At 40.6% G+C, this 22,874-nt stretch carries 31 protein-coding genes; 28 read left to right on the top strand and 3 right to left on the bottom strand.

Annotated features, from left to right (window positions below):
* Nucleotides 1–193: 193 nt before the first annotated feature.
* The 12 genes from OCF95_RS07895 to dnaJ all read left to right on the top strand — a co-directional run bounded on the left by OCF95_RS07895 (nt 194) and on the right by dnaJ (nt 10,374).
* Entirely contained in the window at nt 194–721 is a 528-nt protein-coding gene (locus OCF95_RS07895) for an FUSC family protein (RefSeq protein ID WP_049501989.1), read from the top strand.
* 76 nt (nt 722–797) lie between these two features.
* Nucleotides 798–1,154, top strand: coding sequence for a transcriptional repressor GlnR (gene glnR / locus OCF95_RS07890; RefSeq protein ID WP_000659548.1), 357 nt, complete (start codon nt 798–800; stop codon nt 1,152–1,154).
* 36 nt (nt 1,155–1,190) lie between these two features.
* The gene (gene glnA, locus OCF95_RS07885) at nt 1,191–2,537 is read left to right on the top strand and encodes a type I glutamate--ammonia ligase (protein WP_049501990.1); all 1,347 of its coding nucleotides are present in this window, start codon (nt 1,191–1,193) and stop codon (nt 2,535–2,537) included.
* 122 nt (nt 2,538–2,659) lie between these two features.
* A complete protein-coding gene (locus OCF95_RS07880) occupies nt 2,660–2,980 on the top strand; it encodes a PadR family transcriptional regulator (protein ID WP_000423971.1) in 321 nt (106 codons plus the stop codon).
* A complete protein-coding gene (locus tag OCF95_RS09890) occupies nt 2,980–3,555 on the top strand; it encodes a DUF2812 domain-containing protein (RefSeq protein WP_004238824.1) in 576 nt (191 codons plus the stop codon). The genes OCF95_RS07880 and OCF95_RS09890 overlap by 1 nt, the downstream gene beginning before the upstream one ends.
* A gap of 34 nt (nt 3,556–3,589) precedes the next feature.
* The gene (locus OCF95_RS07870; RefSeq protein ID WP_000837547.1) at nt 3,590–4,102 is read left to right on the top strand and encodes a DUF2812 domain-containing protein; all 513 of its coding nucleotides are present in this window, start codon (nt 3,590–3,592) and stop codon (nt 4,100–4,102) included.
* A gap of 160 nt (nt 4,103–4,262) precedes the next feature.
* A complete protein-coding gene (hrcA, locus tag OCF95_RS07865) occupies nt 4,263–5,297 on the top strand; it encodes a heat-inducible transcriptional repressor HrcA (RefSeq protein ID WP_000255759.1) in 1,035 nt (344 codons plus the stop codon).
* Between the two features lie 26 nt (nt 5,298–5,323).
* Nucleotides 5,324–5,848, top strand: a complete 525-nt coding sequence (gene grpE, locus OCF95_RS07860; protein ID WP_000046038.1) for a nucleotide exchange factor GrpE — start codon at nt 5,324–5,326, stop codon at nt 5,846–5,848.
* A gap of 252 nt (nt 5,849–6,100) precedes the next feature.
* Nucleotides 6,101–7,924: a molecular chaperone DnaK gene (gene dnaK, locus OCF95_RS07855; RefSeq protein ID WP_261105199.1), complete on the top strand. Its 1,824-nt coding sequence runs from the start codon at nt 6,101–6,103 to the stop codon at nt 7,922–7,924.
* A 1-nt stretch (nt 7,925) separates the two neighbouring features.
* A complete protein-coding gene (locus OCF95_RS07850) occupies nt 7,926–8,327 on the top strand; it encodes a hypothetical protein (RefSeq protein ID WP_000114425.1) in 402 nt (133 codons plus the stop codon).
* 79 nt (nt 8,328–8,406) lie between these two features.
* Nucleotides 8,407–9,039, top strand: a complete 633-nt coding sequence (locus OCF95_RS07845) for a DJ-1/PfpI family protein (protein ID WP_000756346.1) — start codon at nt 8,407–8,409, stop codon at nt 9,037–9,039.
* Between the two features lie 198 nt (nt 9,040–9,237).
* Complete coding sequence (gene dnaJ, locus OCF95_RS07840) at nt 9,238–10,374, top strand: molecular chaperone DnaJ (RefSeq protein ID WP_001066308.1); 1,137 nt, start codon at nt 9,238–9,240, stop codon at nt 10,372–10,374.
* A gap of 279 nt (nt 10,375–10,653) precedes the next feature.
* Here dnaJ and OCF95_RS07835 read toward each other — a convergent pair whose 3' ends face one another.
* Both OCF95_RS07835 and OCF95_RS07830 read right to left on the bottom strand, forming a co-directional pair.
* A complete protein-coding gene (locus OCF95_RS07835) occupies nt 10,654–10,941 on the bottom strand; it encodes a hypothetical protein (protein WP_000777754.1) in 288 nt (95 codons plus the stop codon).
* Nucleotides 10,942–10,950: 9 nt separating this feature from the next.
* Nucleotides 10,951–11,361: an HIT family protein gene (locus tag OCF95_RS07830; protein ID WP_001278317.1), complete on the bottom strand. Its 411-nt coding sequence runs from the start codon at nt 11,359–11,361 to the stop codon at nt 10,951–10,953.
* A gap of 67 nt (nt 11,362–11,428) precedes the next feature.
* Between OCF95_RS07830 and OCF95_RS07825 the strand changes: the two genes are divergently transcribed.
* On the top strand, nt 11,429–12,160 hold the full coding sequence (locus OCF95_RS07825) for an ABC transporter ATP-binding protein (protein ID WP_261105196.1): 732 nt from the start codon (nt 11,429–11,431) through the stop codon (nt 12,158–12,160).
* Nucleotides 12,157–13,206, top strand: a complete 1,050-nt coding sequence (locus tag OCF95_RS07820; protein WP_261105194.1) for an ABC transporter permease — start codon at nt 12,157–12,159, stop codon at nt 13,204–13,206. The genes OCF95_RS07825 and OCF95_RS07820 overlap by 4 nt, the downstream gene beginning before the upstream one ends.
* A gap of 60 nt (nt 13,207–13,266) precedes the next feature.
* Here OCF95_RS07820 and OCF95_RS07815 read toward each other — a convergent pair whose 3' ends face one another.
* Nucleotides 13,267–13,596 (bottom strand): helicase BlpT, encoded by a 330-nt coding sequence (locus OCF95_RS07815; RefSeq protein WP_115903910.1) that lies wholly within the window; start codon nt 13,594–13,596, stop codon nt 13,267–13,269.
* Nucleotides 13,597–13,891: 295 nt separating this feature from the next.
* Here OCF95_RS07815 and OCF95_RS07810 point away from each other — a divergent pair, with 295 nt between their 5' ends.
* The 14 genes from OCF95_RS07810 (at nt 13,892) to OCF95_RS07745 (ending at nt 22,865) form a co-directional block, all read left to right on the top strand.
* A complete protein-coding gene (locus OCF95_RS07810) occupies nt 13,892–14,629 on the top strand; it encodes a response regulator transcription factor (RefSeq protein WP_115903912.1) in 738 nt (245 codons plus the stop codon).
* A 13-nt stretch (nt 14,630–14,642) separates the two neighbouring features.
* Entirely contained in the window at nt 14,643–15,992 is a 1,350-nt protein-coding gene (locus tag OCF95_RS07805) for a sensor histidine kinase (RefSeq protein ID WP_261105193.1), read from the top strand.
* Nucleotides 15,993–16,225: 233 nt separating this feature from the next.
* A complete protein-coding gene (locus tag OCF95_RS09930) occupies nt 16,226–16,417 on the top strand; it encodes a hypothetical protein (protein WP_419991761.1) in 192 nt (63 codons plus the stop codon).
* A gap of 202 nt (nt 16,418–16,619) precedes the next feature.
* Nucleotides 16,620–16,784 (top strand): hypothetical protein, encoded by a 165-nt coding sequence (locus OCF95_RS07795; RefSeq protein ID WP_214617502.1) that lies wholly within the window; start codon nt 16,620–16,622, stop codon nt 16,782–16,784.
* Complete coding sequence (locus tag OCF95_RS07790) at nt 16,781–17,185, top strand: immunity protein (protein ID WP_261105189.1); 405 nt, start codon at nt 16,781–16,783, stop codon at nt 17,183–17,185. The genes OCF95_RS07795 and OCF95_RS07790 overlap by 4 nt, the downstream gene beginning before the upstream one ends.
* 84 nt (nt 17,186–17,269) lie before the next feature.
* Nucleotides 17,270–17,959: a CPBP family intramembrane glutamic endopeptidase gene (locus tag OCF95_RS07785; protein ID WP_261105187.1), complete on the top strand. Its 690-nt coding sequence runs from the start codon at nt 17,270–17,272 to the stop codon at nt 17,957–17,959.
* Nucleotides 17,960–17,999: 40 nt separating this feature from the next.
* Complete coding sequence (gene blpZ, locus OCF95_RS07780) at nt 18,000–18,248, top strand: immunity protein BlpZ (RefSeq protein WP_261105185.1); 249 nt, start codon at nt 18,000–18,002, stop codon at nt 18,246–18,248.
* A 26-nt stretch (nt 18,249–18,274) separates the two neighbouring features.
* The gene (locus tag OCF95_RS07775; protein ID WP_173282607.1) at nt 18,275–18,886 is read left to right on the top strand and encodes a CPBP family intramembrane glutamic endopeptidase; all 612 of its coding nucleotides are present in this window, start codon (nt 18,275–18,277) and stop codon (nt 18,884–18,886) included.
* 160 nt (nt 18,887–19,046) lie between these two features.
* Nucleotides 19,047–19,841, top strand: a complete 795-nt coding sequence (gene ccrZ, locus OCF95_RS07770; protein WP_261105183.1) for a cell cycle regulator CcrZ — start codon at nt 19,047–19,049, stop codon at nt 19,839–19,841.
* A complete protein-coding gene (gene trmB, locus OCF95_RS07765; RefSeq protein ID WP_001266094.1) occupies nt 19,838–20,473 on the top strand; it encodes a tRNA (guanosine(46)-N7)-methyltransferase TrmB in 636 nt (211 codons plus the stop codon). Before ccrZ ends, trmB begins: the two co-directional genes overlap by 4 nt.
* A 125-nt stretch (nt 20,474–20,598) precedes the next feature.
* Complete coding sequence (rimP, locus tag OCF95_RS07760) at nt 20,599–21,078, top strand: ribosome maturation factor RimP (RefSeq protein ID WP_261105181.1); 480 nt, start codon at nt 20,599–20,601, stop codon at nt 21,076–21,078.
* A 43-nt stretch (nt 21,079–21,121) separates the two neighbouring features.
* Nucleotides 21,122–22,258 (top strand): transcription termination factor NusA, encoded by a 1,137-nt coding sequence (gene nusA, locus OCF95_RS07755; protein WP_261105180.1) that lies wholly within the window; start codon nt 21,122–21,124, stop codon nt 22,256–22,258.
* A 21-nt stretch (nt 22,259–22,279) separates the two neighbouring features.
* Nucleotides 22,280–22,573: an RNase P modulator RnpM gene (gene rnpM / locus OCF95_RS07750; protein WP_000857561.1), complete on the top strand. Its 294-nt coding sequence runs from the start codon at nt 22,280–22,282 to the stop codon at nt 22,571–22,573.
* Nucleotides 22,566–22,865: a YlxQ-related RNA-binding protein gene (locus OCF95_RS07745; protein WP_001041390.1), complete on the top strand. Its 300-nt coding sequence runs from the start codon at nt 22,566–22,568 to the stop codon at nt 22,863–22,865. Before rnpM ends, OCF95_RS07745 begins: the two co-directional genes overlap by 8 nt.
* Nucleotides 22,866–22,874 lie beyond the last annotated feature (9 nt).

The raw sequence follows: 22,874 nt of genomic DNA, 5'->3' as shown, positions 1-22,874 counted from the left end.
AATGGAACTTCTTGAAGGTAAAGTTCTTCCAGGACTTGCAGCCTTGACAGAAAAATAAGATTTCATAAATGAATCAAAGAAGAGAGGGATGACAGTTCCTCTTTTCTTTTACTTGAAATAAAAACGCTTCCTCTTAACTATTCATCATAAAATCAGCCAATTTATGATAAAATGGAAATAGAAAGTTGAGATTATGAGTTATTTTAAAAAATATAAATTCGATAAATCCCAGTTCAAACTTGGTATGCGAACCTTTAAAACAGGTATTGCTGTTTTTCTAGTTCTCTTAATTTTTGGCTTTTTTGGCTGGAAAGGTCTTCAAATAGGTGCTTTGACAGCCGTTTTTAGTCTGAGGGAGAGTTTTGATAAGAGTGTTCATTTTGGAACTTCGCGTATTCTAGGAAATAGTATCGGTGGCCTTTATGCCCTCCTCTTCTTCCTATTAAACACCTTATTCCACGAAGCCTTTTGGGTGACTTTGGTAGTTGTTCCGATTTGTACCATGTTAACCATTATGACAAATGTAGCCATGAATAACAAAGCAGGTATTATTGGCGGTGTAGCGGCTATGTTAATCATTACCCTATCAATACCGAGTGGGGAGACAATTTTGTACGTGTTTGCGCGTGTATCAGAAACTTTCATGGGAGTTTTTGTCGCAATTCTCGTAAATTACGATATTGATCGTATTCGGCTCTTTTTAGAGAAAAAAGAAAAATAATGTTACATTTTATAACATTATCAATTGACGTTTGTCTTTTTTTAGACTATAATAGACAGAAAGAAGGAAATTGTAAATGAAGGAAAAAGAATTTCGCCGAAATATGGCTGTTTTTCCTATCGGCAGTGTTATGAAGTTGACCGATCTATCGGCGCGTCAGATTCGTTATTATGAAGATCAAGAGTTGATTAAACCTGATCGAAACGAAGGAAACCGTCGCATGTATTCCTTGAATGACATGGATCGTCTGCTTGAAATCAAAGATTATATCTCTGAAGGTTATAATATCGCTGCCATTAAGAAAAAATATGCTGAACGTGAAGCGAAATCCAAGAAAGCGGTGAGTCAGACTGAGGTGCGCCGTGCACTTCACAATGAACTCCTCCAACAGGGTCGCTTTGCTTCAGTACGGTCACCTTTTGGTCGCGGTTAGGCAACCGCAAGTAGTCATACATTAAGGAGAAAACTCATGCCAATCACAGCTGCAGATATTCGTCGTGAAGTCAAGGAAAAAAATGTTACCTTTATTCGTCTTATGTTCTCAGATATTTTGGGGACGATGAAAAACGTCGAAATTCCTGCTACAGATGAACAGTTAGATAAAGTCTTGTCAAACAAGGCTATGTTTGATGGATCTTCTATCGAAGGTTTTGTACGTATCAATGAATCGGATATGTACTTGTACCCTGATTTGGATACATGGACAGTCTTCCCGTGGGGAGATGAAAATGGAAGTGTTGCAGGTTTGATCTGTGATGTCTATACAACAGAAGGTGAACCATTTGCAGGTGACCCTCGTGGTAATCTCAAACGTGCTCTTCGTCACATGGAAGAAGTAGGGTTTAAATCTTTCAATCTTGGACCAGAGCCAGAATTCTTCCTATTTAAACTGGATGAAAATGGGGACCCAACACTTGAAGTAAATGACAAGGGTGGCTACTTTGATTTGGCACCTACTGACCTTGCGGACAATACACGTCGTGAAATCGTGAATGTCTTGACCAAAATGGGATTTGAAGTAGAAGCGAGTCACCACGAGGTTGCGGTTGGACAGCATGAGATTGACTTTAAGTACGATGAAGTTCTCCGTGCTTGTGATAAGATTCAAATCTTTAAACTTGTTGTTAAAACCATTGCTCGCAAACATGGTCTTTACGCAACCTTTATGGCCAAGCCAAAATTTGGTATTGCTGGCTCAGGTATGCACTGTAATATGTCCTTGTTTGATGCAGAAGGAAACAATGCCTTCTTTGATCCAAATGATCCAAAAGGAATGCAGTTGTCAGAAACAGCCTACCATTTCCTTGGTGGTTTGATCAAGCATGCCTACAACTATACTGCCATCATGAACCCAACGGTTAACTCATACAAACGTTTGGTTCCAGGTTATGAAGCGCCTGTTTACATTGCTTGGGCTGGTCGTAACCGTTCGCCACTTGTGCGCGTGCCTGCTTCACGTGGTATGGGAACTCGTCTTGAGTTGCGTTCAGTGGATCCAATGGCAAACCCATACATCGCTATGGCGGTTCTGTTGGAAGTTGGTTTGCATGGTATTGAGAATAAAATCGAAGCACCAGCTCCTATCGAAGAAAATATCTACATCATGACAGCAGAAGAGCGTAAGGAAGCTGGTATTACAGACCTTCCATCAACCCTTCACAACGCTTTGAAAGCTTTGACAGAAGATGAAGTTGTCATAGCGGCTCTCGGAGAACATATCTATACTAGTTTCCTTGAAGCCAAACGAATCGAATGGGCAAGTTATGCAACCTTCGTTTCACAATGGGAAATTGATAATTATTTAGACCTTTACTAATACTAATATAGAAGGAAGATTGTCCGTGAGGATAATCTTTTTTTCTTGTATTTTATATCGAGGTGTGATATATTTTATATAACGAAGTGCGATATATCGAACTGGATAGGAGGTAGCTATAAATGGAATTAACGGATAAGATTCGTCGAGTTTATCTTCCCATGACGGAAACGGGCTTTTATATCTTGTTCTGTCTGCAAAAGGAAGGTCATGGGTACAGTATTACGCAAAAGGTCAAGGAGATGACAGATTTGCAAGTTTCGATTAGTCCTGGAACTATGTATGGAACCTTGTCAAAAATGGAAAAGGATGGTTTGATTTCCTTTGTCCGAGAAGAGGAGAAGCGTAAAATCTATCAGATTACAGACTTGGGAAGAAAAGTCTTAGATATTGAATTGAAACGTATTGAACGGCTCTATAGAAACAGTCTGGAGGAAAGATGATGGAAAAGAAGGTTGTTTATAGAATTGCTACCATTGCGGATTATGATAGAGAGGCTTTATATCTTAGAAAAATGCATGCTGAGGGCTGGAAACTCAAGGAAGTGACCTACTCTAACTTAGTAGTTGCGGTTAAGTATACTTTTGAAAAGTGCCAACCGGAGCAGGTGTCTTATCAGTTGGACTTTTATCCTATGAAAAAATCAGAGAGAGCCTCCTATTTACAATTATTTAAAGACTGTGGATGGGAGCATATTACAGACTTTAATGGTTTTTCCTACTTTAGAAAGCTTCATTCTGGAATTGAGTTGGATGCCGAGTTTGAAATTTATAATGACGCGGCCGGGAAGCTAGCTATGGTCAAACGGATTTTAACGAGGCGGATGCTTCCTATTTTGCTTCTCTTTTTAGCTCTACTACCGGTTTTCTCAAAGTTTGTCACTGGAGGTAGTTCTTTCAGTTGGGAAATGTTTTTGATTGTTATAATAGATGGTGTTTTATTGATAGTTCATTCGATTCAGATGTCTTATATTTTTTGGAGATTGTTTCAAAAGTGGAAAGAATTATCTGATAAATAAAACCATGCATGTTTTCTAATTTGGAGGTGCGATGATGAAAAGCAAACTACAATTTCGGATTTTTACGATTCTTGATGAGGATAAGAAAGAAGAATATTTACATGAGATGCACTTGAAAGGTTGGAGGTATAGAACGAGTCGTTTTGGTTTTTTCTATTTTGACCAATGTCAACCAGACGATGTCATCTACCGTATCTATGATTCTAGATTTCTTAAAAAATATAAGCATGAACTGCAAGATTTTAGAAATAGAGGTTGGGAATTGATAGAAAGAGGTTTTTATTCAATTTTTCGTAAACCGGCTTCTAATATACTTCCAGAGGATCAAGTCTATATGAGTAAGGGGCTCAGATGGGAAGTTATGCGATATAGATTTCGTTCATGTGCAGCTACTTTCTTAGGTGGTCTTGTTGTTTGTATGAGTTTGTTTCGAGAAGAACTGTCGCAATCTTTCTTTGTCATTTTTGCTCTATATGCCTTTATGATTTCTTATTTAATTCATGGCTATTTAAGGCTTAAAAGGGCATACCGAGTAGATAAACAGTAAGGTTCTAGGTCTTTAGACTGATTTTTAGCACTCTTGGCAAAAGAGTGCTAATTTTTTGAGTTTTTGTCTTGACATTCTCTTTTAAGGGTGTATAATAGAATCATAAGTTAGCACTTGAGTGTATCGAGTGCTAATCGATCAGACAGAGAGGAGTGATGAGGTGGTTACAGAGCGTCAGCAGGATATTTTAAATCTGATTATTGACATCTTTACCAAAACGCACGAACCTGTCGGATCCAAAGCCTTGCAAGAGTCTATTAACTCTAGCAGTGCAACCATTCGTAATGACATGGCGGCTCTAGAAAAGCAAGGGTTGCTTGAGAAGGCCCATACTTCAAGTGGTCGGATGCCAAGTGTTGCTGGTTTTCAGTACTATGTGAAACACTCACTGGATTTTGACCGACTAGCTGAAAATGAGGTATATGAGATTGTCAAAGCCTTTGATCAGGAATTCTTCAAATTGGAGGATATTCTGCAAGAGGCTGCTAACCTGCTGACAGACTTGAGTGGCTGTACGGTAGTAGCACTGGATGTTGAGCCGAGCAGGCAACGTTTGACAGCCTTTGATATCGTTGTTTTGGGGCAACATACAGCCTTGGCGGTATTCACCCTAGACGAGTCTCGAACGGTTACCAGTCAGTTTCTGATTCCAAGGAACTTTTTGCAGGAGGATTTGCTGAAGCTGAAGAGCATCATTCAGGAACGTTTCCTCGGCCACACTGTTCTAGATATTCACTACAAGATTCGGACGGAGATTCCGCAGATTATCCAGCGTTACTTTACAACGACGGATAATGTGATTGATCTCTTTGAACATATCTTTAAGGAAATGTTCAACGAAAACATTGTGGTGGCGGGCAAAGTCAATCTCTTGAATTTTGCCAATCTGGCAGCTTATCAGTTCTTTGACCAACCGCAAAAGGTGGCTCTGGAGATTCGTGAGGGTCTGCGTGAAGATCAGATGCAAAACGTTCGTGTTGCAGACAGTCAAGAGTCCTGTCTAGCCGACCTAGCGGTGATTAGTAGCAAGTTCCTCATTCCTTATCGGGGAGTTGGAATTCTAGCCATTATCGGTCCAGTTAATCTGGATTATCAGCAATTAATCAACCAAGTCAATGTAGTCAATCGTGTTTTGACCATGAAGTTGACAGATTTTTACCGCTACCTCAGCAGTAATCATTACGAAGTACATTAAGATTGAAATCATTAAAGGAGGCGAAAATGGCCCAAGATATAAAAAATGAAGAAGTAGAAGAAGTTCAAGAAGAGGAAGTTGTGGAAACGGTAGAAGAAACAACTCCTGAGAAGTCTGAATTGGACTTGGCAAATGAACGTGCAGATGAGTTCGAAAATAAATATCTTCGCGCTCATGCAGAAATGCAAAATATCCAACGCCGTGCCAATGAAGAGCGTCAAAATTTGCAACGTTATCGTAGCCAGGACTTGGCAAAAGCGATTCTCCCTTCTTTGGACAACCTTGAGCGTGCACTCGCAGTTGAAGGTTTGACAGATGATGTGAAGAAGGGCTTGGAAATGGTGCAAGAAAGCTTGATTCACGCTTTGAAAGAAGAAGGAATCGAAGAAATCGCAGCTGACGGTGAATTTGACCATAACTATCATATGGCCATCCAAACTCTTCCAGCAGACGATGAACACCCAGCAGATACCATCGCTCAAGTTTTCCAAAAAGGCTACAAACTCCATGACCGCATCCTACGCCCAGCCATGGTAGTTGTTTACAACTAGGAGAGAGCGCTTAAAAACCTTGTCCGAAACGACAATAAACTATGAAGAAAGATAAGAGGCAAGCCGGAGGCTTGCAAGGAAGATATTTCCCACCGTGGTGAAAGTTTCAGTAGCAAAAGCTACTGAAACAGGGGATTTTTGAGACAATAGGCTCAAAAATAAGTGATGAAATCCCGTAGGGAGTTGCTCACGTCCCCACCACTTAAGGGAAATATAAAAAAATAGAAAATTAACTAACAAGGAGAAAAACACATGTCTAAAATTATCGGTATTGACTTAGGTACAACAAACTCAGCAGTTGCAGTTCTTGAAGGAACTGAAAGCAAAATCATCGCAAACCCAGAAGGAAACCGTACAACTCCATCTGTAGTCTCATTCAAAAACGGTGAAATCATCGTTGGTGATGCTGCAAAACGTCAAGCAGTTACAAATCCAGATACAGTTATCTCTATCAAATCTAAAATGGGAACTTCTGAAAAAGTTTCTGCTAACGGAAAAGAATACACTCCACAAGAAATCTCAGCTATGATTCTTCAATACTTGAAAGGTTATGCTGAAGACTACCTTGGTGAAAAAGTAACCAAAGCAGTTATCACAGTTCCTGCTTACTTCAACGACGCTCAACGTCAAGCCACAAAAGACGCTGGTAAAATCGCTGGTCTTGAAGTAGAACGTATCGTCAACGAACCAACTGCAGCAGCTCTTGCTTATGGTTTGGACAAGACTGACAAAGAAGAAAAAATCTTGGTATTTGACCTTGGTGGTGGTACATTCGACGTATCTATCCTTGAATTGGGTGACGGTGTCTTCGATGTATTGTCAACTGCAGGGGACAACAAACTCGGTGGTGACGACTTTGACCAAAAAATCATCGATCACTTGGTAGCAGAATTCAAGAAAGAAAACGGTATTGACTTGTCTGCTGACAAGATGGCGATGCAACGTTTGAAAGATGCAGCTGAAAAAGCTAAGAAAGACCTTTCTGGTGTAACTTCAACACAAATCAGCTTGCCATTCATCACTGCAGGTGAGGCTGGACCTCTTCACTTGGAAATGACCTTGACTCGTGCGAAATTTGACGATTTGACTCGTGACCTTGTAGAACGTACAAAAGTTCCAGTTCGTCAAGCTCTTTCAGATGCAGGTTTGAGCTTGTCAGAAATCGACGAAGTGATCCTTGTTGGTGGTTCAACTCGTATTCCGGCAGTTGTGGAAGCTGTTAAGGCTGAAACTGGTAAAGAACCAAACAAATCAGTGAACCCTGATGAAGTAGTTGCCATGGGTGCTGCTATCCAAGGTGGTGTTATTACTGGTGATGTCAAAGACGTTGTCCTTCTTGACGTAACACCATTGTCACTTGGTATCGAAACAATGGGTGGCGTCTTCACTAAGCTGATCGACCGCAACACAACGATTCCAACTTCTAAATCACAAGTCTTCTCTACAGCAGCGGACAACCAACCAGCCGTTGATATCCATGTTCTTCAAGGTGAACGCCCAATGGCAGCAGATAACAAGACTCTTGGACGCTTCCAATTGACAGATATCCCAGCTGCACCTCGTGGTATTCCACAAATCGAAGTAACATTTGATATCGACAAGAACGGTATCGTATCTGTTAAGGCCAAAGACCTTGGAACTCAAAAAGAACAAACAATTGTGATCCAATCTAACTCAGGTTTGACAGATGAAGAAATCGACCGCATGATGAAAGATGCAGAAGCTAACGCTGAAGCAGATAAGAAACGTAAGGAAGAAGTTGACCTTCGTAACGAAGTAGACCAAGCAATCTTTGCGACTGAAAAGACAATCAAGGAAACTGAAGGCAAAGGCTTCGACGCAGAACGTGACGCTGCCCAAGCTGCCCTTGATGACCTTAAGAAAGCGCAAGAAGACAATAACTTGGACGACATGAAAGCAAAACTTGAAGCATTGAACGAAAAAGCTCAAGGCCTTGCTGTTAAACTCTACGAACAAGCTGCAGCAGCGCAACAAGCTCAAGCAGGAGCAGAAGGGGCGCAAGCAACAGGAAACGCAGGCGATGACGTCGTAGACGGAGAGTTTACGGAGAAGTAAGATGAGTGTATTGGATGAAGAGTATCTAAAAAATACACGAAAAGTTTATAATGATTTTTGTAATAAAGCTGATAGTTATGAATCTGCAAAAGATTTTATAGATAATATTCCAGTAGTGTATTTGGCTAGGTATAAAGCAATTATTTTAGCTGAGCATGAAAGTTGTGTTAAAAATGATGAGGCGGTAAGGAATTTTGTTACTTCAGTATTGTTGTCAGCGCTAGTATCAGCACTAGTATCAGCAACCATACAAAAACCAGAATTTATAATATCGTTTATAATTGGCATGGTTTGGGTTGTCTGTGTTTTCCTTCTAATCTATTGGAATTTTATAGCCAATACTAAGAAGAGACAAAAATATATAAATGTTTGTGTGCTTATTGGATATTTAAAATCAAAATAAATTTGATTTAAGTTACTTCACTCATCCACAGAGGTTGCAATCCAGCCTCTGTTTTTCGATAAAATAGAGGATGTTGCGTATGAAAAAAGTACTTTGTATCATTTATCCTAATTTTTCTCTTTATGAGATAACCACTTTAACGAGTACTTTAGCTCTGTCTTTTGATATCACGATTGATTATGTCGCTTCTGAGAATTCGATGGTAGTCTCTGAGGATGGTTTGCCCTGTCAACCGACGAAAACATTGGATCAGCTCTGTATAGAAGATTATTCTTGTGTAATTTTGCCAGGAATGGTCAATATAGGTCCTGCTCTACAAGATGAGAAATTGATTTCGTTTTTGAGAAGTCTTAATGAGCAAGATATCCTAATTGCAGCCATTTCTTCAGCGCCCATTTTACTAGCGAAAGCTGGCTTGTTGAACGACACGAAATTTACAGGTGGAATTTGGCAAAACTTCTTTGATTATTTTGAATTTCTTCCACGTAAGAATTTTCAACCGAAAGTTCTTGTCCAAGATAAACAAATCATTACGGCTATCGGTTTTGCACATCAAGAGTTTGCAAGAAAAGTGATTTTCGGTTTAGGGTTGGCAGAGAATACGGACAACTATTTTAAAGAACAGAACGAGTATGCTGAAGAGGATTTGATATTTACTCTATCAGATGAAGAGTTTAATCAAGTGAAGCAGAGTATAGAAAACAGCCTCTAAAGATTTACATGAAAATTATAGAAAGGAACAAAGGTGTTCAGGGAATTGAACACGGGTTCCCAAATTTATTACTCAATATAAAAGAAAGGAATTGAACCCGACCTAAATTCTCGGAAAAAAGATAAATCTGCCTAGGAGCATCGCTCCAGCGTCAGATTTCCTATTTTTCAGTCGAATTTTACGGTCTTGGTATCTTGTATGAACAATACTGAATTTTATGATCGTCTGGGGGTGTCAAAAAACGCTTCGGCAGACGAAATCAAAAAGGCTTATCGTAAGCTTTCGAAAAAATATCACCCAGATATCAATAAGGAGCCTGGTGCTGAGGAAAAATACAAGGAAGTTCAGGAAGCCTATGAGACTTTGAGTGACGACCAAAAACGGGCAGCCTATGACCAATATGGTGCGGCTGGTGCCAATGGTGGCTTTGGTGGTGCAGGTGGTTTCGGCGGCTTTGACGGGGCAGGAGGCTTCGGTGGTTTTGAAGATATCTTCTCAAGTTTCTTCGGCGGAGGCGGTGCTTCGCGCAATCCAAATGCTCCTCGTCAGGGGGATGACCTCCAGTATCGTGTGAACTTGACCTTTGAAGAAGCTATTTTTGGAGCTGAAAAAGAGGTTAAATACAATCGTGAAGCAAGCTGTAGTACATGTAATGGCTCAGGTGCTAAGCCAGGAACAAGTCCAGTCACTTGTGGACGCTGTCATGGCGCTGGTGTCATTAACGTCGATACACAGACTCCACTTGGTATGATGCGTCGCCAAGTAACCTGTGATGTCTGTCACGGTCGCGGAAAAGAAATCAAAGATCCATGTACAACATGTCACGGAACAGGGCATGAAAAACAAGCGCATAGCGTACATGTCAAAATTCCTGCTGGTGTGGAAACTGGTCAACAAATTCGCCTAGCGGGTCAAGGTGAAGCTGGATTTAACGGTGGACCTTATGGTGACTTGTATGTAGTGGTTTCTGTGGAAGCCAGCGATAAGTTTGAACGTGAAGGAACGACTATCTTCTACAATCTCAACCTCAACTTTGTCCAAGCAGCTCTTGGTGACACAGTTGATATCCCAACTGTTCACGGTGATGTTGAATTGGTTATCCCAGAGGGAACTCAGACTGGTAAGAAATTCCGTCTACGTGGTAAGGGAGCTCCGAGTCTTCGTGGTGGTGCGGTTGGTGACCAATACGTTACCGTTAATGTCGTAACACCGACAGGCTTGAACGACCGTCAAAAAGCAGCTTTGAAAGAATTCGCAGCTGCTGGTGACTTGAAAGTAAATCCAAAGAAAAAAGGCTTCTTTGACCATATTAAAGATGCCTTTGAAGGAGAATAAAAGTAAAAAGAGCCGTTGGGCTCTTTTTGTTTATAGATTTTTTAAGACTTTCCTTAAGTAATGACGGACGGTAGCGACCTTCTTCGAAGTTCCATACCTAAACTTTGAGCCTAGATATCAAAGTTTCCGGACACCTGAAATCAAGCTGTTTCAGGTGTTTTCATTACGGCGGAAAGTCTTCGATTTAGTTATGAAACGGTGAATGAGTTGCCTAAATTATGATGTATTGTTGATGTAATATAGCTTGTTTATGTTTTAAAAAGAGCCACTCGGCTCTTTTTACTTATCTTCAATTTCCTGTGTTTCTTTGATAACAGCTAGTCTAGTCTGGATATCCTTTTCCAAGACCTTAAACTTGTAAGTTAGGTCTTCTTGATATTCCTTGATGAGTTCTTTTTGCTGGTCGATGATTTGCAGGCTATTTTGGATAATATCCACATCATCCTTGATAGCTTGAACACGGTCAGTGGTATTCAAGACTTCATCTGTGATGGTTTGGCGATTTTTTGTGACCAGATAACTTCCGGCTGCAGCTCCTGCAAATAGCAGTAGGTTGGATAATTTCATGGCAACTCCTTAGGCGTTTTTGATAGTTTCAGCGACTTGAGCGAGTTTGTCAAAGTCTGGTTCGTGGGCGATAAAATCAATTTTGAGGTCATCGTCCGCACTGTAGCGAGGCACGAGGTGAACGTGAGTATGAAAGACTGTTTGACCAGCGATTTCTTCACAGTTGGCAATGATATTCATACCAGCAGCCTTGGTAGCTTTCATGACTTTTTGAGCTACTTTTGGTACTTGGGCAAAGAGTTGGCTGGCGCTAGTAGCATCCATTTCTAAAAGATTGCGATAGTGTTCCTTTGGCACGACCAAGGTGTGTCCTGGTGTCACTTGAGAGATATCAAGAAAGGCAAGAACCTGCTCATCTTCATATACTTTTGAAGCAGGAATTTCCCCTGCGATGATTTTACAAAAAATGCAATCTGACATAAAATCTACCTCTACTGTATTGAATTTTGATATAATATAGCTACATTATACCAGATTTGGAGAAAATATGTTAGAAATTAAAAATCTGACAGGTGGCTATGTTCATGTTCCTGTTTTGAAAGATGTGTCCTTTACTGTTGAAAGTGGACAGTTGGTCGGTCTGATTGGTCTCAATGGTGCTGGGAAATCGACGACTATTAATGAAATTATCGGTCTGTTGACACCTTATAGCGGTTCTATCAATATCAATGGCTTGACCCTGCAAGAAGATGCAACGAGCTACCGCAAGCAAATTGGCTACATTCCCGAGACACCTAGTCTGTATGAGGAACTGACCCTCAGAGAGCATATCGAAACGGTTGCTATGGCTTATAGTATTGAGCAAAAGGTAGCTTTTGAGCGAGTAGAACCTTTGTTAAAAATGTTCCGTCTGGACCAGAAATTAGATTGGTTCCCTGTTCATTTTTCAAAAGGGATGAAGCAGAAAGTCATGATTATTTGTGCTTTTGTGGTGGATCCGAGTCTTTTCATCGTAGATGAGCCCTTCCTTGGTCTCGATCCGCTGGCGATTTCTGACTTGATTCAGCTTTTGGAAGTGGAAAAGCAAAAGGGTAAGTCTATTCTCATGAGTACCCACGTGCTGGATTCGGCGGAAAAGATGTGTGATGCCTTTGTCATTCTCCACAAGGGAGAGGTGCGTGCCAAGGGGAATCTCCTGCAACTGCGCGAAGCCTTTGACATGCCTGAGGCTAGTTTGAATGATATTTACTTGGCTCTGACCAAAGAGGAGGACCTATGAAAGACTTGTTTTTAAAGAGAAAGCAGGCTTTTCGTAAGGAGTGTCTTGGTTATCTGCGCTATGTTCTCAATGACCACTTTGTCTTGTTCCTGCTTGTCCTGCTAGGCTTTCTAGCTTACCAGTACAGTCAACTCTTGCAACATTTTCCTGAAAATCATTGGCCTATCCTTTTGTTTGTAGGAATTACCTCTGTTTTACTTTTGCTTTGGGGTGGGATTGCCACCTATATGGAGGCACCAGACAAGCTCTTTCTCTTGGTCGGAGAAGAGGAAATCAAGCTCCATCTAAAGCGTCAAACTGGTATTTCCCTAGTCTTTTGGCTCTTTGTACAGACCCTTTTCTTGCTTTTATTTGCGCCTTTATTTTTAGCCATGGGTTATGGATTGCCAATTTTTCTAGTCTATGTGCTTTTATTGGGTGTAGGGAAATATTTCCTCTTTCGTCAAAAGGCCAGCAAATTTTTCACTGAAACTGGTCTCAACTGGGACTATGTCATTTCCCAAGAAAGCAAGCGTAAGCAAGTCTTGCTTCGTTTCTTTGCCCTCTTTACCCAGGTCAAGGGAATTTCAAACAGCGTCAAACGTCGTGCCTATCTGGACTTTATCCTAAAGACTGTTCAAAAAGTACCTGGAAAGATTTGGCAAAATCTCTATCTGCGTTCTTATTTGCGAAATGGAGACCTCTTTGCCCTTAGTCTCCGTCTTCTTTTGCTTTCCTTGCTGGCGCAGGTTTTTATCGAGCAAGCTTGGATTGCGACAGCAGTGGTAGTTCTCTTTAACTACCTCTTGCTCTTCCAGTTGCTGGCCCTCTATCATGCCTTTGACTATCAGTATTTGACCCAACTCTTTCCGCTGGACAAGGGGCAAAAGGAAAAAGGCTTGCAGGCGGTAGTCCGAGGATTGACCAGTTTGGTCTTAGTGGTGGAATTAGTCGTCGGTCTTGTGACCTTCCAAGAAAAACTAGCCCTTCTAGCCTTGCTGGGTGCAGGTTTGGTTTTACTAGTCTTGTATCTACCTTATCAGGTGAAACGTCAGATGCAGGACTAACATTGCTTATATGAAACAAAAAAGAAGTTGAGTTCAATCTGTCTCAGCTTCTTTTATTTTTTACAAGAGAATGGTTGGGCCGTAGAGACTCAACTTGGTCTTGACTTGGTCAAAGTGGAAACGGTCATAGGCCCGCCAAGCGGCGCGAGTTGGAGCATCGGGATTGAGAGCGCTGAGTCCCATGAGAAGACTGGAAGTCTGGTAAAATTTTTCCAGTTCAATCAAGACTCGATTGTCCACTGTCTCAGCCTTGGCTAGAAAACCAAGAATAGAGTTTAGTTGCTCTTGAAAGCGGATGTCGTCAGCGGTTGCTTGTTTGCATGCTTGGTAGGCTTTGTTTAAGTCAGTAATCAAAGTCTGAGCTCTTTTGATAGGGTCTGTATCTGTCATGAGAATTCCTCCTTTAATCGGGGTGCTAGTCTTGTTTCTAGCAACTGTGTTTTGATACTGTCAGTCTATCACTTTTATCTCCTTTTTCACCATAAAATCTTTAATTGTACTTGAAATTTCCTGAATGGTACTGTTAAGATTTTATGATAAAATAGTGGTAAGATTATCATGCTTATTTGAGGAACAAGATACCCTTCAGGAGCGTTGAAGGCTTGTTTAGGATTTGGTGGGCTTGTATCATAGTATTTTTGCTATTCTCTTTTTAGGAAGAAATTAAAACAAGGAGAGTAAAAAGATGAGAATATTTGTTTTAGAAGATGACTTTTCCCAACAGACTAGGATTGAAACGACCATTGAGAAACTCTTGAAAGAACATCATATCACTCCTAGCTCTTTTGAAGTCTTTGGGAAAGCAGACCAACTGCTGGCAGAGGTGCATGAGAAGGGAGCCCATCAGCTATTCTTTTTGGATATTGAGATTCGAAATGAGGAGATGAAGGGTCTGGAAGTGGCTAGAAAGATTCGGGATCGGGATCCGTATGCTCTCATCGTCTTTGTGACAACTCACTCGGAGTTTATGCCCCTGTCCTTTCGCTACCAAGTGTCAGCTTTAGACTATATTGATAAAGCCCTTTCGGCAGAGGAGTTTGAATCTCGAATCGAGACAGCCCTCCTCTATGCCAATAGTCAAGATAGTAAGAGCCTGGCGGAAGATTGCTTTTACTTTAAATCAAAATTTGCCCAATTCCAGTATCCTTTTAAAGAGGTTTACTATCTCGAAACGTCGCCCAGAGCCCATCGTGTTATTCTCTATACTAAGACGGACAGGCTGGAATTTACAGCGAGTTTAGAGGAGGTTTTCAAGCAGGAGCCTCGTCTCTTGCAGTGCCACCGCTCTTTTCTCATCAATCCTGCAAATGTGGTTCGTTTGGATAAGAAAGAGAAACTCCTTTTCTTTCCTAATGGCGGAAGCTGTATGATAGCGCGTTATAAGGTCAGGGAAGTGTCTGAAGCTATCAATAACTTACACTGAGCTAGGAGAGTTTATGAATATTGCTTGGATATTATTGTATACACTTGTTACTCATGGGCTAGAAATTGTCATTTTCTTTAAGGTGGATGGAATTGGTATCACTTTTGAGAGGATTTTTAAGGCTTTTCTTTTTAAGATACTGTTGGCCTTTGTTTTTTTAATGATTGAATATATGGTAGGATATAATTACCTATTTTATTTTATGGAACCCTTGTACGGCATAGGCTTATCTTTCTTATTGTTAAGAGGACTTCCTAAAAAACTCCTTCTCTTTTATGGTCTCTTTCCAATGATATTAGTGAATCTCTTTCATAGAGGTGTTTCCTATTTTGTGCTTCCATTTTTGGGACAAGGGCAAGTATATGATGACTACTCATTTGCTTGGTTATGTATAATAATTTTCAATTTCTTCATTTCCCTAGTCTTTTTGAAATGGTTGGACTATGATTTCACTAACTTGAGAAGGGAGATTCTAGATAAAGGTTTTCAACAGTCCCTGACTACGATTAACTGGATAATGGGGGCGTACTATTTGGTGATGCAAAGTCTGTCTTTCTTTGAATATGAACAAGGTATTCAATCAAAGACTGTTCGCCATCTGATTCTGGTGTTTTACTTTCTCTTTTTTATGGGGATTATCAAGAAACTGGATACCTATTTGAAGGACAAACTCCATGAGAGATTGGACCAAGAGCAGGACTTGCGCTACAGAGATATGGAACGCTATAGTCGGCATATAGAGGAACTTTACAAGGAAGTCCGGAGTTTTCGCCATGACTATACCAATCTCTTGACCAGCTTACGTCTGGGGATTGAAGAGGAGGATATAGAGCAGATAAAAGAGGTCTACGACTCGGTCTTAAAGGATTCTAGTGAAAAATTGCAGGACAATAAATATGACCTTGGTCGATTGGTGAATATTCGTGACAAAGCCCTCAAAAGTCTTCTAGCAGGGAAATTTCTAAAAGCCAGAGATAAGAACATAGTCTTTAATGTCGAAGTTCCTGAGGAGATTCAGGTTGAGGGGATGAGCCTGCTTGATTTTCTAACCATTGTGTCTATTCTTTGTGACAATGCTATTGAAGCCAGTGCAGAGGCCAGTCAACCTCACGTTTCAATTGCCTTTTTAAAAAATGGAGAACAAGAGACCTTTATCATTGAAAACTCCATCAAAGAAGAGGGCATCGATATTTCTGAAATCTTCTCCTTTGGAGCAAGTTCTAAAGGGGAGGAGAGAGGAGTTGGCCTTTATACCGTCATGAAAATTGTGGAAAGTCATCCCAATACCAGCCTAAATACCACCTGTCAAAATCAAGTCTTTCGTCAGGCTTTAACGGTTCACTCGATGTCAGTTGATGATTAGAAGATTTGTTGAAAGAAGTACTGCCTGTAGTCATCAATTAAAATGCCATAGTATATGAGGTACCCTATATGAATAAGAAATCCTTTTTTATTATCTGTTCTACGTTGATCATAGCATCGAATCTTCTCATGATTTCCGTGGTGAACAAGGGAGAAGAAACAGGGAGCAACCTGTTTGTGATTGCTATAGCCTGTGTTATGTTACCATCATTTTTATATGCGGTTGAGAACCGAATGGCTTCTTTAATTCGGACAGGGTCAGTAGCTTTACTCTTATTGACAGTATTGTCTTTAGTCCGTCTTGTCAACAGAATAGGGAGTACGCCTGAAATCCTCAACATTATCATTACCCTTATCGCTTTGGCAAGTGGGACAGCTGCTATCCTTGTTGCGATTATGAGAATATATGAGAACATACGGAAGTGAGGGTGAGTAGTTCTCTATTTTGTATTTTCACATTGTCAAGTTCCCCCAGGGCAAGTATGTTTTTCATGCTTGCTTTTTTAAATTTTTTAACAATTCAAGATGTTTTGATGACCATTTATGATTTGAGTAATCCAAGGTCAAAATGAGTGCTATACTAGCAGTGTAAAGGTTCTAGCTCAACAAAGATTCAGGAGGAAATCTTATGAAGAAAAAAATACTTGTCATTTTTATCTTGTATCTAATCATGTCCATCTTTCTTTATCCGCTTAGAGAGAGTGCTTGGTATCATCTATTTTATACCATAGCCTATGTGATTGCAGTGATGATTTATTTGGCTATCATGAAAAAGAAAGGAGCAAAGAAATGAAAACTTTTCTTGCTAAAAAACGGAACATCTTCCTTGCGAGATTGTTCCTAGGTCAGTTGCCCTTGATTGTCTCTACTTATCTATTTCTATCTCGTCAGTTTTTAAATTTTTCCTTGGTTTTCCAATTTCTCTTAGTGGTTATTAACTTGGCTTCTATTTTGGTCACTGTTTACCTCACTAGGGAGATGAGGATAAGAGAGTTTGAAGATGATGATTTGGTTAGTCCTAGAACCAATCAACTTATGTATATCGGCTTGACAGGTTTTATGTCTATTATATGTTTGTATAGAGGTGTCACAGCAGGAGAATTCTATCAACAATTAATTGCCTATATTGGCGCTATTCTCTGCTTGCTTATCATGCTTCTACTCATTTGGGGCTTGAAGTATTATAAAAAGTAGCTTGTTTTATATGGGACTAACCTATGGTCTGGCAAGGGGAGGTACTAGGCTAGTCGTTGCCTTGTAGATAGTAGGAGGAGTTATATGAAAAAACACGCTATTCTTTTTAAAACGAGTGCCATTCTTTCTTATTTGTTTCTGTTTTTCGGACTGTCTTGGACGACCCAATTTTGGAGCAATTATTGGGAGTTCTCGTCTTGGGTAGGAAATCTTATCTGGATTCGAAACATCATCAGCCTTCTCTTTATCGGCTTGATGGTTTGGGTTTTGGTTAGGTCGGGCCATGCTTATCTCTTTCGTATCCCTAGAAAAAAGTGGTTGAGCTATTCCGTCCTGACGGTGTTAGCAGCTGTTGTGCTTATCTGTTTTAACTATCTGACAGCTAAACAAGTTCAGGGGACGAACGAAGGGTGGAATTTGTTTATTGCCTATAGTGAGACAAATTTTGCGGAGTTTGGTGTTTACCTAACCTTAATCGTACTAGGACCTCTGATGGAAGAATTGGTATGTAGGGGATTGCTTCAACATGCCTTCTTTAAGAATTCGAGGTGGGGGCTGGATCTTCTCTTTCCGTCATTCTTATTTGCCTTGCCCCACTTTTCTAGATTACCAAGTCTTGCAGATATTTTTGTCTATACGGCAGTGGGCTGTCTATTTGCCTGTCTGACACGTTATACGAAGAGTATCTATCCTTCTTATTCGATTCATATTGTTAATAATATCATCGCAAACTTACCATTTTTGCTGACTTTTCTACATAGGGTCTTGGGGTAAAAAACAAAAGGCTTGCTTTTCAGCCATAGAGGAGGTCATCATGTATAAACACTTATTTTTCCTAGATTCAAAAACCTTAGACTGGTTGACACCTTATATTCTGGTCTTGGCTTCTGACGCCATTGCCTTTAATGTTTTTGTGCTAACCTTTGTATCTGTTGTGGCCTTTTATTTCCTAAATCCCATGCTATCTTTAATGGCTATCTTCTTAGGATCTGGTTATGTGGTCGGATTTTGGTTACTCAAATGGTTTGTTTTGGAAAGACTAGAACTAAAGGATGACTTGTAGGGAAGTTTGGTGGGGAGGATAGTTTTATGGAGTTTTTTGATAAATTTCATGCCTTGTGCTTTGGATTTTTAGTACTACTAATCGTCATTACAGTTCCTTATACGATTAACCATGGGGATTTTTTTCAAAATGAATCTGAATTGATTATTGTAAGTCTTCTAGTAACCTCGCTGAGTGTTGCTTATGCTAGAAAGTTTGAAATGATTTCTTTTGGGATGTTAAGCAAGAAACAACTTTTACTTTTCATTGCAATCTTTCTTCTAAGTGTGCTTGAGACGCTGGTTTATATTCATTTCTTCGCTATTTCTTCTGGCGCAGGAGTTCAACACTTGGCGGAAGTCAGCAGAGGAATTTCTCTGTCTTTGATTTTGACTTCCTCAGTTTTTGGACCCATCCAGGAGGAACTCATTTTCAGAGGACTTCTTCAAGGTGCGGTTTTTGACAATTCTTGGTTAGGGCTTGTGCTAACTTCCTCTCTCTTTTCTTTCATGCATGGACCTTCTAATGTCCCTTCGTTTATTTTTTATCTACTTGGGGGCTTGTTGCTGGGCTTTGCTTATAAAAAGAGCCAAAACCTATGGGTTTCTACTCTAGTTCACATGTTTTACAACAGTTGGCCACTCTTATATTATTTGTAAAAATCATGAAAAGGTAAGCAGAAGACGGTGCTTGCCTTTTTCTTTCTATAATGATACCTAAGCCAATCCAGAGGCTTTTCTTTAAGAATCGGGTTAGAGCGGTTGACGAATAGGCCAAAAACTAGTAGAATAGTAAGGAAACTTTATACGGAGGAAAGAAATGGATTTGGGTGATAATGAGCTAACACTGACTCCCATACCTGGGAAAAGTGGCAAGGCTTATATGGGTAGCTATCCTGATGGGAAGCGTATCTTTGTAAAAATGAACACCTCTCCAATCCTACCTGGTCTAGCTAGAGAACAAATTGCTCCACAATTATTATGGAGTCGCCGTTTGGCAGATGGGCGTGATATGTGTGCTCAAGAATGGTTGACAGGCAAAATATTGACCCCCTATGATATGAATCGTAAACAAATCGTCAATATTTTAACCCGCCTTCATCGCTCACGTCCGTTGATGACACAGTTGAGTCGTTTGGGATATGCCATGGAAACACCTGTAGATTTACTAAAGTCTTGGCAGGAAACGGCTCCAGATGCTTTGCGTAAAAATCATTTTATCAGTGAAGTGATGGCTGATTTACGTCAGACTATTCCAGGATTTAGAGAGGACCATGCGACCATTGTCCATGGAGATGTACGACATAGTAATTGGATTGAGACAGACAGTGGCTTGATTTATTTGGTAGATTGGGATTCGGTTCGCTTGACCGACCGCATGTTTGATGTGGCCCATATGCTCTGCCATTATATTCCAGAACATCAGTGGAAGGAATGGTTGACCTACTACGGTTACAAGTACAATCAAACGGTATTAAATAAATTGTATTGGTACGGTCAATTGTCTTATTTGAGCCAGATTTCCAAGTATTATATGAACCAAGATTTAGAAAATGTCAATCGGGAGATTCATGGCTTGCGTCACTTCCGAGACAAGTATGGAAAGAGAAGATGAGAGTTAGAAATCGTAAAGGGGCGACAGAATTACTAGAGGCAAATCCCCAGTATGTGGTCCTCAATCCCTTGGAAGCCAAGGGGAAATGGCGGGACTTGTTTGGCAATGATAATCCCATTCATGTGGAAGTTGGAAGTGGAAAGGGTGCCTTTGTTTCGGGTATGGCCAAGCAAAACCCTGACATCAACTATATCGGGATTGATATTCAAAAGTCTGTTTTGAGCTACGCTTTGGACAAGGTGCTTGAAGTTGGAGTGCCTAATATCAAGCTCTTGTGGGTAGATGGTTCTGACTTGACTGACTACTTTGAAGACGGTGAGATTGATCGCTTGTATCTGAACTTTTCAGATCCATGGCCGAAAAAACGCCATGAAAAGCGTCGTTTGACCTACAAGACCTTCTTGGATACCTTCAAACGTATCTTGCCTGAAAATGGAGAAATTCATTTCAAGACGGATAACCGTGGCTTGTTTGAGTACAGTTTAGTGAGCTTTTCTCAGTATGGCATGAAGCTCAATGGTGTCTGGCTTGATTTACATGCCAGTGATTTTGAAGGCAATGTCATGACAGAATACGAGCAAAAATTCTCCAATAAGGGTCAAGTTATCTACCGAGTTGAGGCAGAATTTTAAGAAATAGCCTAAAATCAGGCTGTATAAGTGCTTTTGCTTTACATAAGTTGGCAAACGTGCTATACTAAGAGCAAGAATATGAAAAGTGAGGCGGGGAAATATCTTCGCCTCTTGCTTATGAGGAGGTGGACGCAATCGCAACAATCGTAGAATTAGTCAGAGAAGTTGTAGAACCTGTCATCCAAGCACCCTTTGAACTCGTGGATATCGAGTATGGAAAGATTGGCAGTGACATGATTCTCAGTATTTTTGTAGATAAACCTGAAGGAATTACCTTGAACGACACGGCAGACTTGACAGAAGTTATCAGTCCTGTCCTAGACACCATCAAGCCAGATCCCTTCCCAGAACAATATTTCCTAGAAATCACCAGTCCAGGCTTGGAACGTCCTTTAAAAACCAAGGATGCTGTTGCTGGAGCGGTTGGGAAATACATCCATGTCGGGCTCTATCAAGCCATCGATAAGCAAAAGGTCTTTGAAGGAACCCTGTTGGCCTTCGAAGAGGACGAGTTGACTATGGAATATATGGACAAAACGCGTAAGAAAACCGTCCAAATTCCATACAGTTTAGTATCAAAAGCACGTTTAGCAGTTAAATTATAGAAAAAGAAAGGATAGCTTTTGAAGATTCAAAAGTGAAGAAAACATGAGTAAAGAAATGCTAGAGGCCTTCCGCATTTTGGAAGAAGACAAGGGAATCAAAAAAGAAGATATCATCGACGCAGTAGTAGAGTCGCTTCGTTCCGCTTATCGCAGACGCTATGGTCAATCTGATAGCGTAGCTATTGACTTTAACGAAAAAACAGGTGACTTTACCGTTTATACTGTCCGTGAAGTTGTTGATGAAGTATTTGATAGCCGTTTGGAGATCAGTTTGAAAGATGCTCTTGCCATTAATTCAGCCTATGAACTTGGTGACAAAATCAAGTTTGAAGAAGCACCTGCTGAGTTTGGTCGTGTAGCAGCCCAATCTGCCAAACAAACCATCATGGAAAAAATGCGCAAGCAAACACGTGCTATCACTTACAATACTTACAAAGAACATGAGCAAGAAATCATGTCTGGTACAGTAGAACGCTTTGACAACCGTTTTATCTATGTTAACCTTGGTAGCATCGAAGCCCAATTGTCAAAACAAGACCAAATTCCTGGTGAAGTTTTTGCTTCTCATGATCGTATCGAAGTCTATGTCTACAAGGTTGAAGACAACCCTCGCGGTGTCAACGTCTTTGTTAGCCGTAGTCATCCAGAAATGATCAAACGTTTGATGGAGCAAGAAATTCCAGAAGTTTATGATGGAACTGTTGAAATCATGAGCGTGGCCCGTGAAGCTGGTGACCGTACTAAGGTTGCCGTTCGTAGCCATAATCCAAACGTGGACGCTATCGGAACAATCGTTGGACGTGGTGGAGCTAACATCAAGAAAATCACTAGCAAATTCCACCCAGCTCGCTACGATGCCAAGAGCGACCGTATGGTGCCAATCGAAGAAAATATCGACGTTATCGAGTGGGTAGCAGATCCAGCTGAATTTATCTACAATGCCATCGCTCCTGCTGAAGTTGACCAAGTTATCTTTGATGAAAACGACAGCAAACGTGCCTTGGTGGTTGTTCCAGATAACAAGCTTTCTCTTGCTATCGGTCGTCGTGGGCAAAACGTTCGCTTGGCAGCTCACTTGACTGGTTACCGTATCGATATCAAGTCTGCTAGCGAATTTGAAGCCATGGAAGAAGCTGGTTCGATAGATTTGGAAGCAGAAAACGATACTGTAGAAGAATAAAAGCTGCTAGAGGAGGGAAAGATGAAAACGAGAAAAATCCCTTTGCGCAAGTCTGTTGTATCCAATGAAGTGATTGATAAGCGTGATTTGCTCCGTATTGTTAAGAACAAGGAAGGACAAGTCTTTATCGATCCGACAGGCAAGGCCAATGGCCGTGGCGCTTATATCAAGCTAGACAATGCAGAAGCCCTAGAGGCGAAAAAGAAGAAGGTCTTTAACCGCAGCTTTAGCATGGAAGTGGATGAAAGCTTTTATGACGAGTTGATCGCTTATGTGGATCACAAAGTGAAAAGAAGAGAGTTAGGACTTGAATAAGCAAAAGATAAGCAATCTCTTGGGACTTGCTCAGCGAGCAGGCAGGATCATATCGGGTGAAGAATTGGTGGTCAAGGCCATTCAAGACGGCAAGGCCAAGTTGGTCTTTCTAGCCCATGATGCTGGACCCAATCTGACCAAGAAGATTCAAGATAAAAGTCACTATTATCAAGTAGAAATTGTAACCGTGTTTTCAACACTGGAATTAAGCATAGCAGTCGGGAAATCGAGAAAGGTTTTGGCTGTAACAGATGCTGGATTTACAAAGAAAATGAGGTCTCTTATGGAATAGAAGAGGAGG

It is taken from the genome of Streptococcus mitis (genome assembly GCF_946188615.1).
Lineage (GTDB): Bacteria > Bacillota > Bacilli > Lactobacillales > Streptococcaceae > Streptococcus > Streptococcus mitis_BZ.
This window is presented reverse-complemented; position numbering and strand designations above follow the sequence as displayed.

Coding starts and splice junctions, on each gene's coding strand:
- OCF95_RS07895 (WP_049501989.1), top strand. CDS start 194: ATGAGTTATTTTAAAAAATATAAATTCGATAAATCCCAGTTCAAACTT.
- glnR (WP_000659548.1), top strand. CDS start 798: ATGAAGGAAAAAGAATTTCGCCGAAATATGGCTGTTTTTCCTATCGGC.
- glnA (WP_049501990.1), top strand. CDS start 1,191: ATGCCAATCACAGCTGCAGATATTCGTCGTGAAGTCAAGGAAAAAAAT.
- OCF95_RS07880 (WP_000423971.1), top strand. CDS start 2,660: ATGGAATTAACGGATAAGATTCGTCGAGTTTATCTTCCCATGACGGAA.
- OCF95_RS09890 (WP_004238824.1), top strand. CDS start 2,980: ATGGAAAAGAAGGTTGTTTATAGAATTGCTACCATTGCGGATTATGAT.
- OCF95_RS07870 (WP_000837547.1), top strand. CDS start 3,590: ATGAAAAGCAAACTACAATTTCGGATTTTTACGATTCTTGATGAGGAT.
- grpE (WP_000046038.1), top strand. CDS start 5,324: ATGGCCCAAGATATAAAAAATGAAGAAGTAGAAGAAGTTCAAGAAGAG.
- dnaK (WP_261105199.1), top strand. CDS start 6,101: ATGTCTAAAATTATCGGTATTGACTTAGGTACAACAAACTCAGCAGTT.
- OCF95_RS07850 (WP_000114425.1), top strand. CDS start 7,926: ATGAGTGTATTGGATGAAGAGTATCTAAAAAATACACGAAAAGTTTAT.
- OCF95_RS07845 (WP_000756346.1), top strand. CDS start 8,407: ATGAAAAAAGTACTTTGTATCATTTATCCTAATTTTTCTCTTTATGAG.
- dnaJ (WP_001066308.1), top strand. CDS start 9,238: ATGAACAATACTGAATTTTATGATCGTCTGGGGGTGTCAAAAAACGCT.
- OCF95_RS07835 (WP_000777754.1), bottom strand. CDS start 10,941: ATGAAATTATCCAACCTACTGCTATTTGCAGGAGCTGCAGCCGGAAGT.
- OCF95_RS07830 (WP_001278317.1), bottom strand. CDS start 11,361: ATGTCAGATTGCATTTTTTGTAAAATCATCGCAGGGGAAATTCCTGCT.
- OCF95_RS07825 (WP_261105196.1), top strand. CDS start 11,429: ATGTTAGAAATTAAAAATCTGACAGGTGGCTATGTTCATGTTCCTGTT.
- OCF95_RS07820 (WP_261105194.1), top strand. CDS start 12,157: ATGAAAGACTTGTTTTTAAAGAGAAAGCAGGCTTTTCGTAAGGAGTGT.
- OCF95_RS07815 (WP_115903910.1), bottom strand. CDS start 13,596: ATGACAGATACAGACCCTATCAAAAGAGCTCAGACTTTGATTACTGAC.
- OCF95_RS07810 (WP_115903912.1), top strand. CDS start 13,892: ATGAGAATATTTGTTTTAGAAGATGACTTTTCCCAACAGACTAGGATT.
- OCF95_RS07805 (WP_261105193.1), top strand. CDS start 14,643: ATGAATATTGCTTGGATATTATTGTATACACTTGTTACTCATGGGCTA.
- OCF95_RS09930 (WP_419991761.1), top strand. CDS start 16,226: ATGGCTTCTTTAATTCGGACAGGGTCAGTAGCTTTACTCTTATTGACA.
- OCF95_RS07795 (WP_214617502.1), top strand. CDS start 16,620: ATGAAGAAAAAAATACTTGTCATTTTTATCTTGTATCTAATCATGTCC.
- OCF95_RS07790 (WP_261105189.1), top strand. CDS start 16,781: ATGAAAACTTTTCTTGCTAAAAAACGGAACATCTTCCTTGCGAGATTG.
- OCF95_RS07785 (WP_261105187.1), top strand. CDS start 17,270: ATGAAAAAACACGCTATTCTTTTTAAAACGAGTGCCATTCTTTCTTAT.
- blpZ (WP_261105185.1), top strand. CDS start 18,000: ATGTATAAACACTTATTTTTCCTAGATTCAAAAACCTTAGACTGGTTG.
- OCF95_RS07775 (WP_173282607.1), top strand. CDS start 18,275: ATGGAGTTTTTTGATAAATTTCATGCCTTGTGCTTTGGATTTTTAGTA.
- ccrZ (WP_261105183.1), top strand. CDS start 19,047: ATGGATTTGGGTGATAATGAGCTAACACTGACTCCCATACCTGGGAAA.
- trmB (WP_001266094.1), top strand. CDS start 19,838: ATGAGAGTTAGAAATCGTAAAGGGGCGACAGAATTACTAGAGGCAAAT.
- nusA (WP_261105180.1), top strand. CDS start 21,122: ATGAGTAAAGAAATGCTAGAGGCCTTCCGCATTTTGGAAGAAGACAAG.
- rnpM (WP_000857561.1), top strand. CDS start 22,280: ATGAAAACGAGAAAAATCCCTTTGCGCAAGTCTGTTGTATCCAATGAA.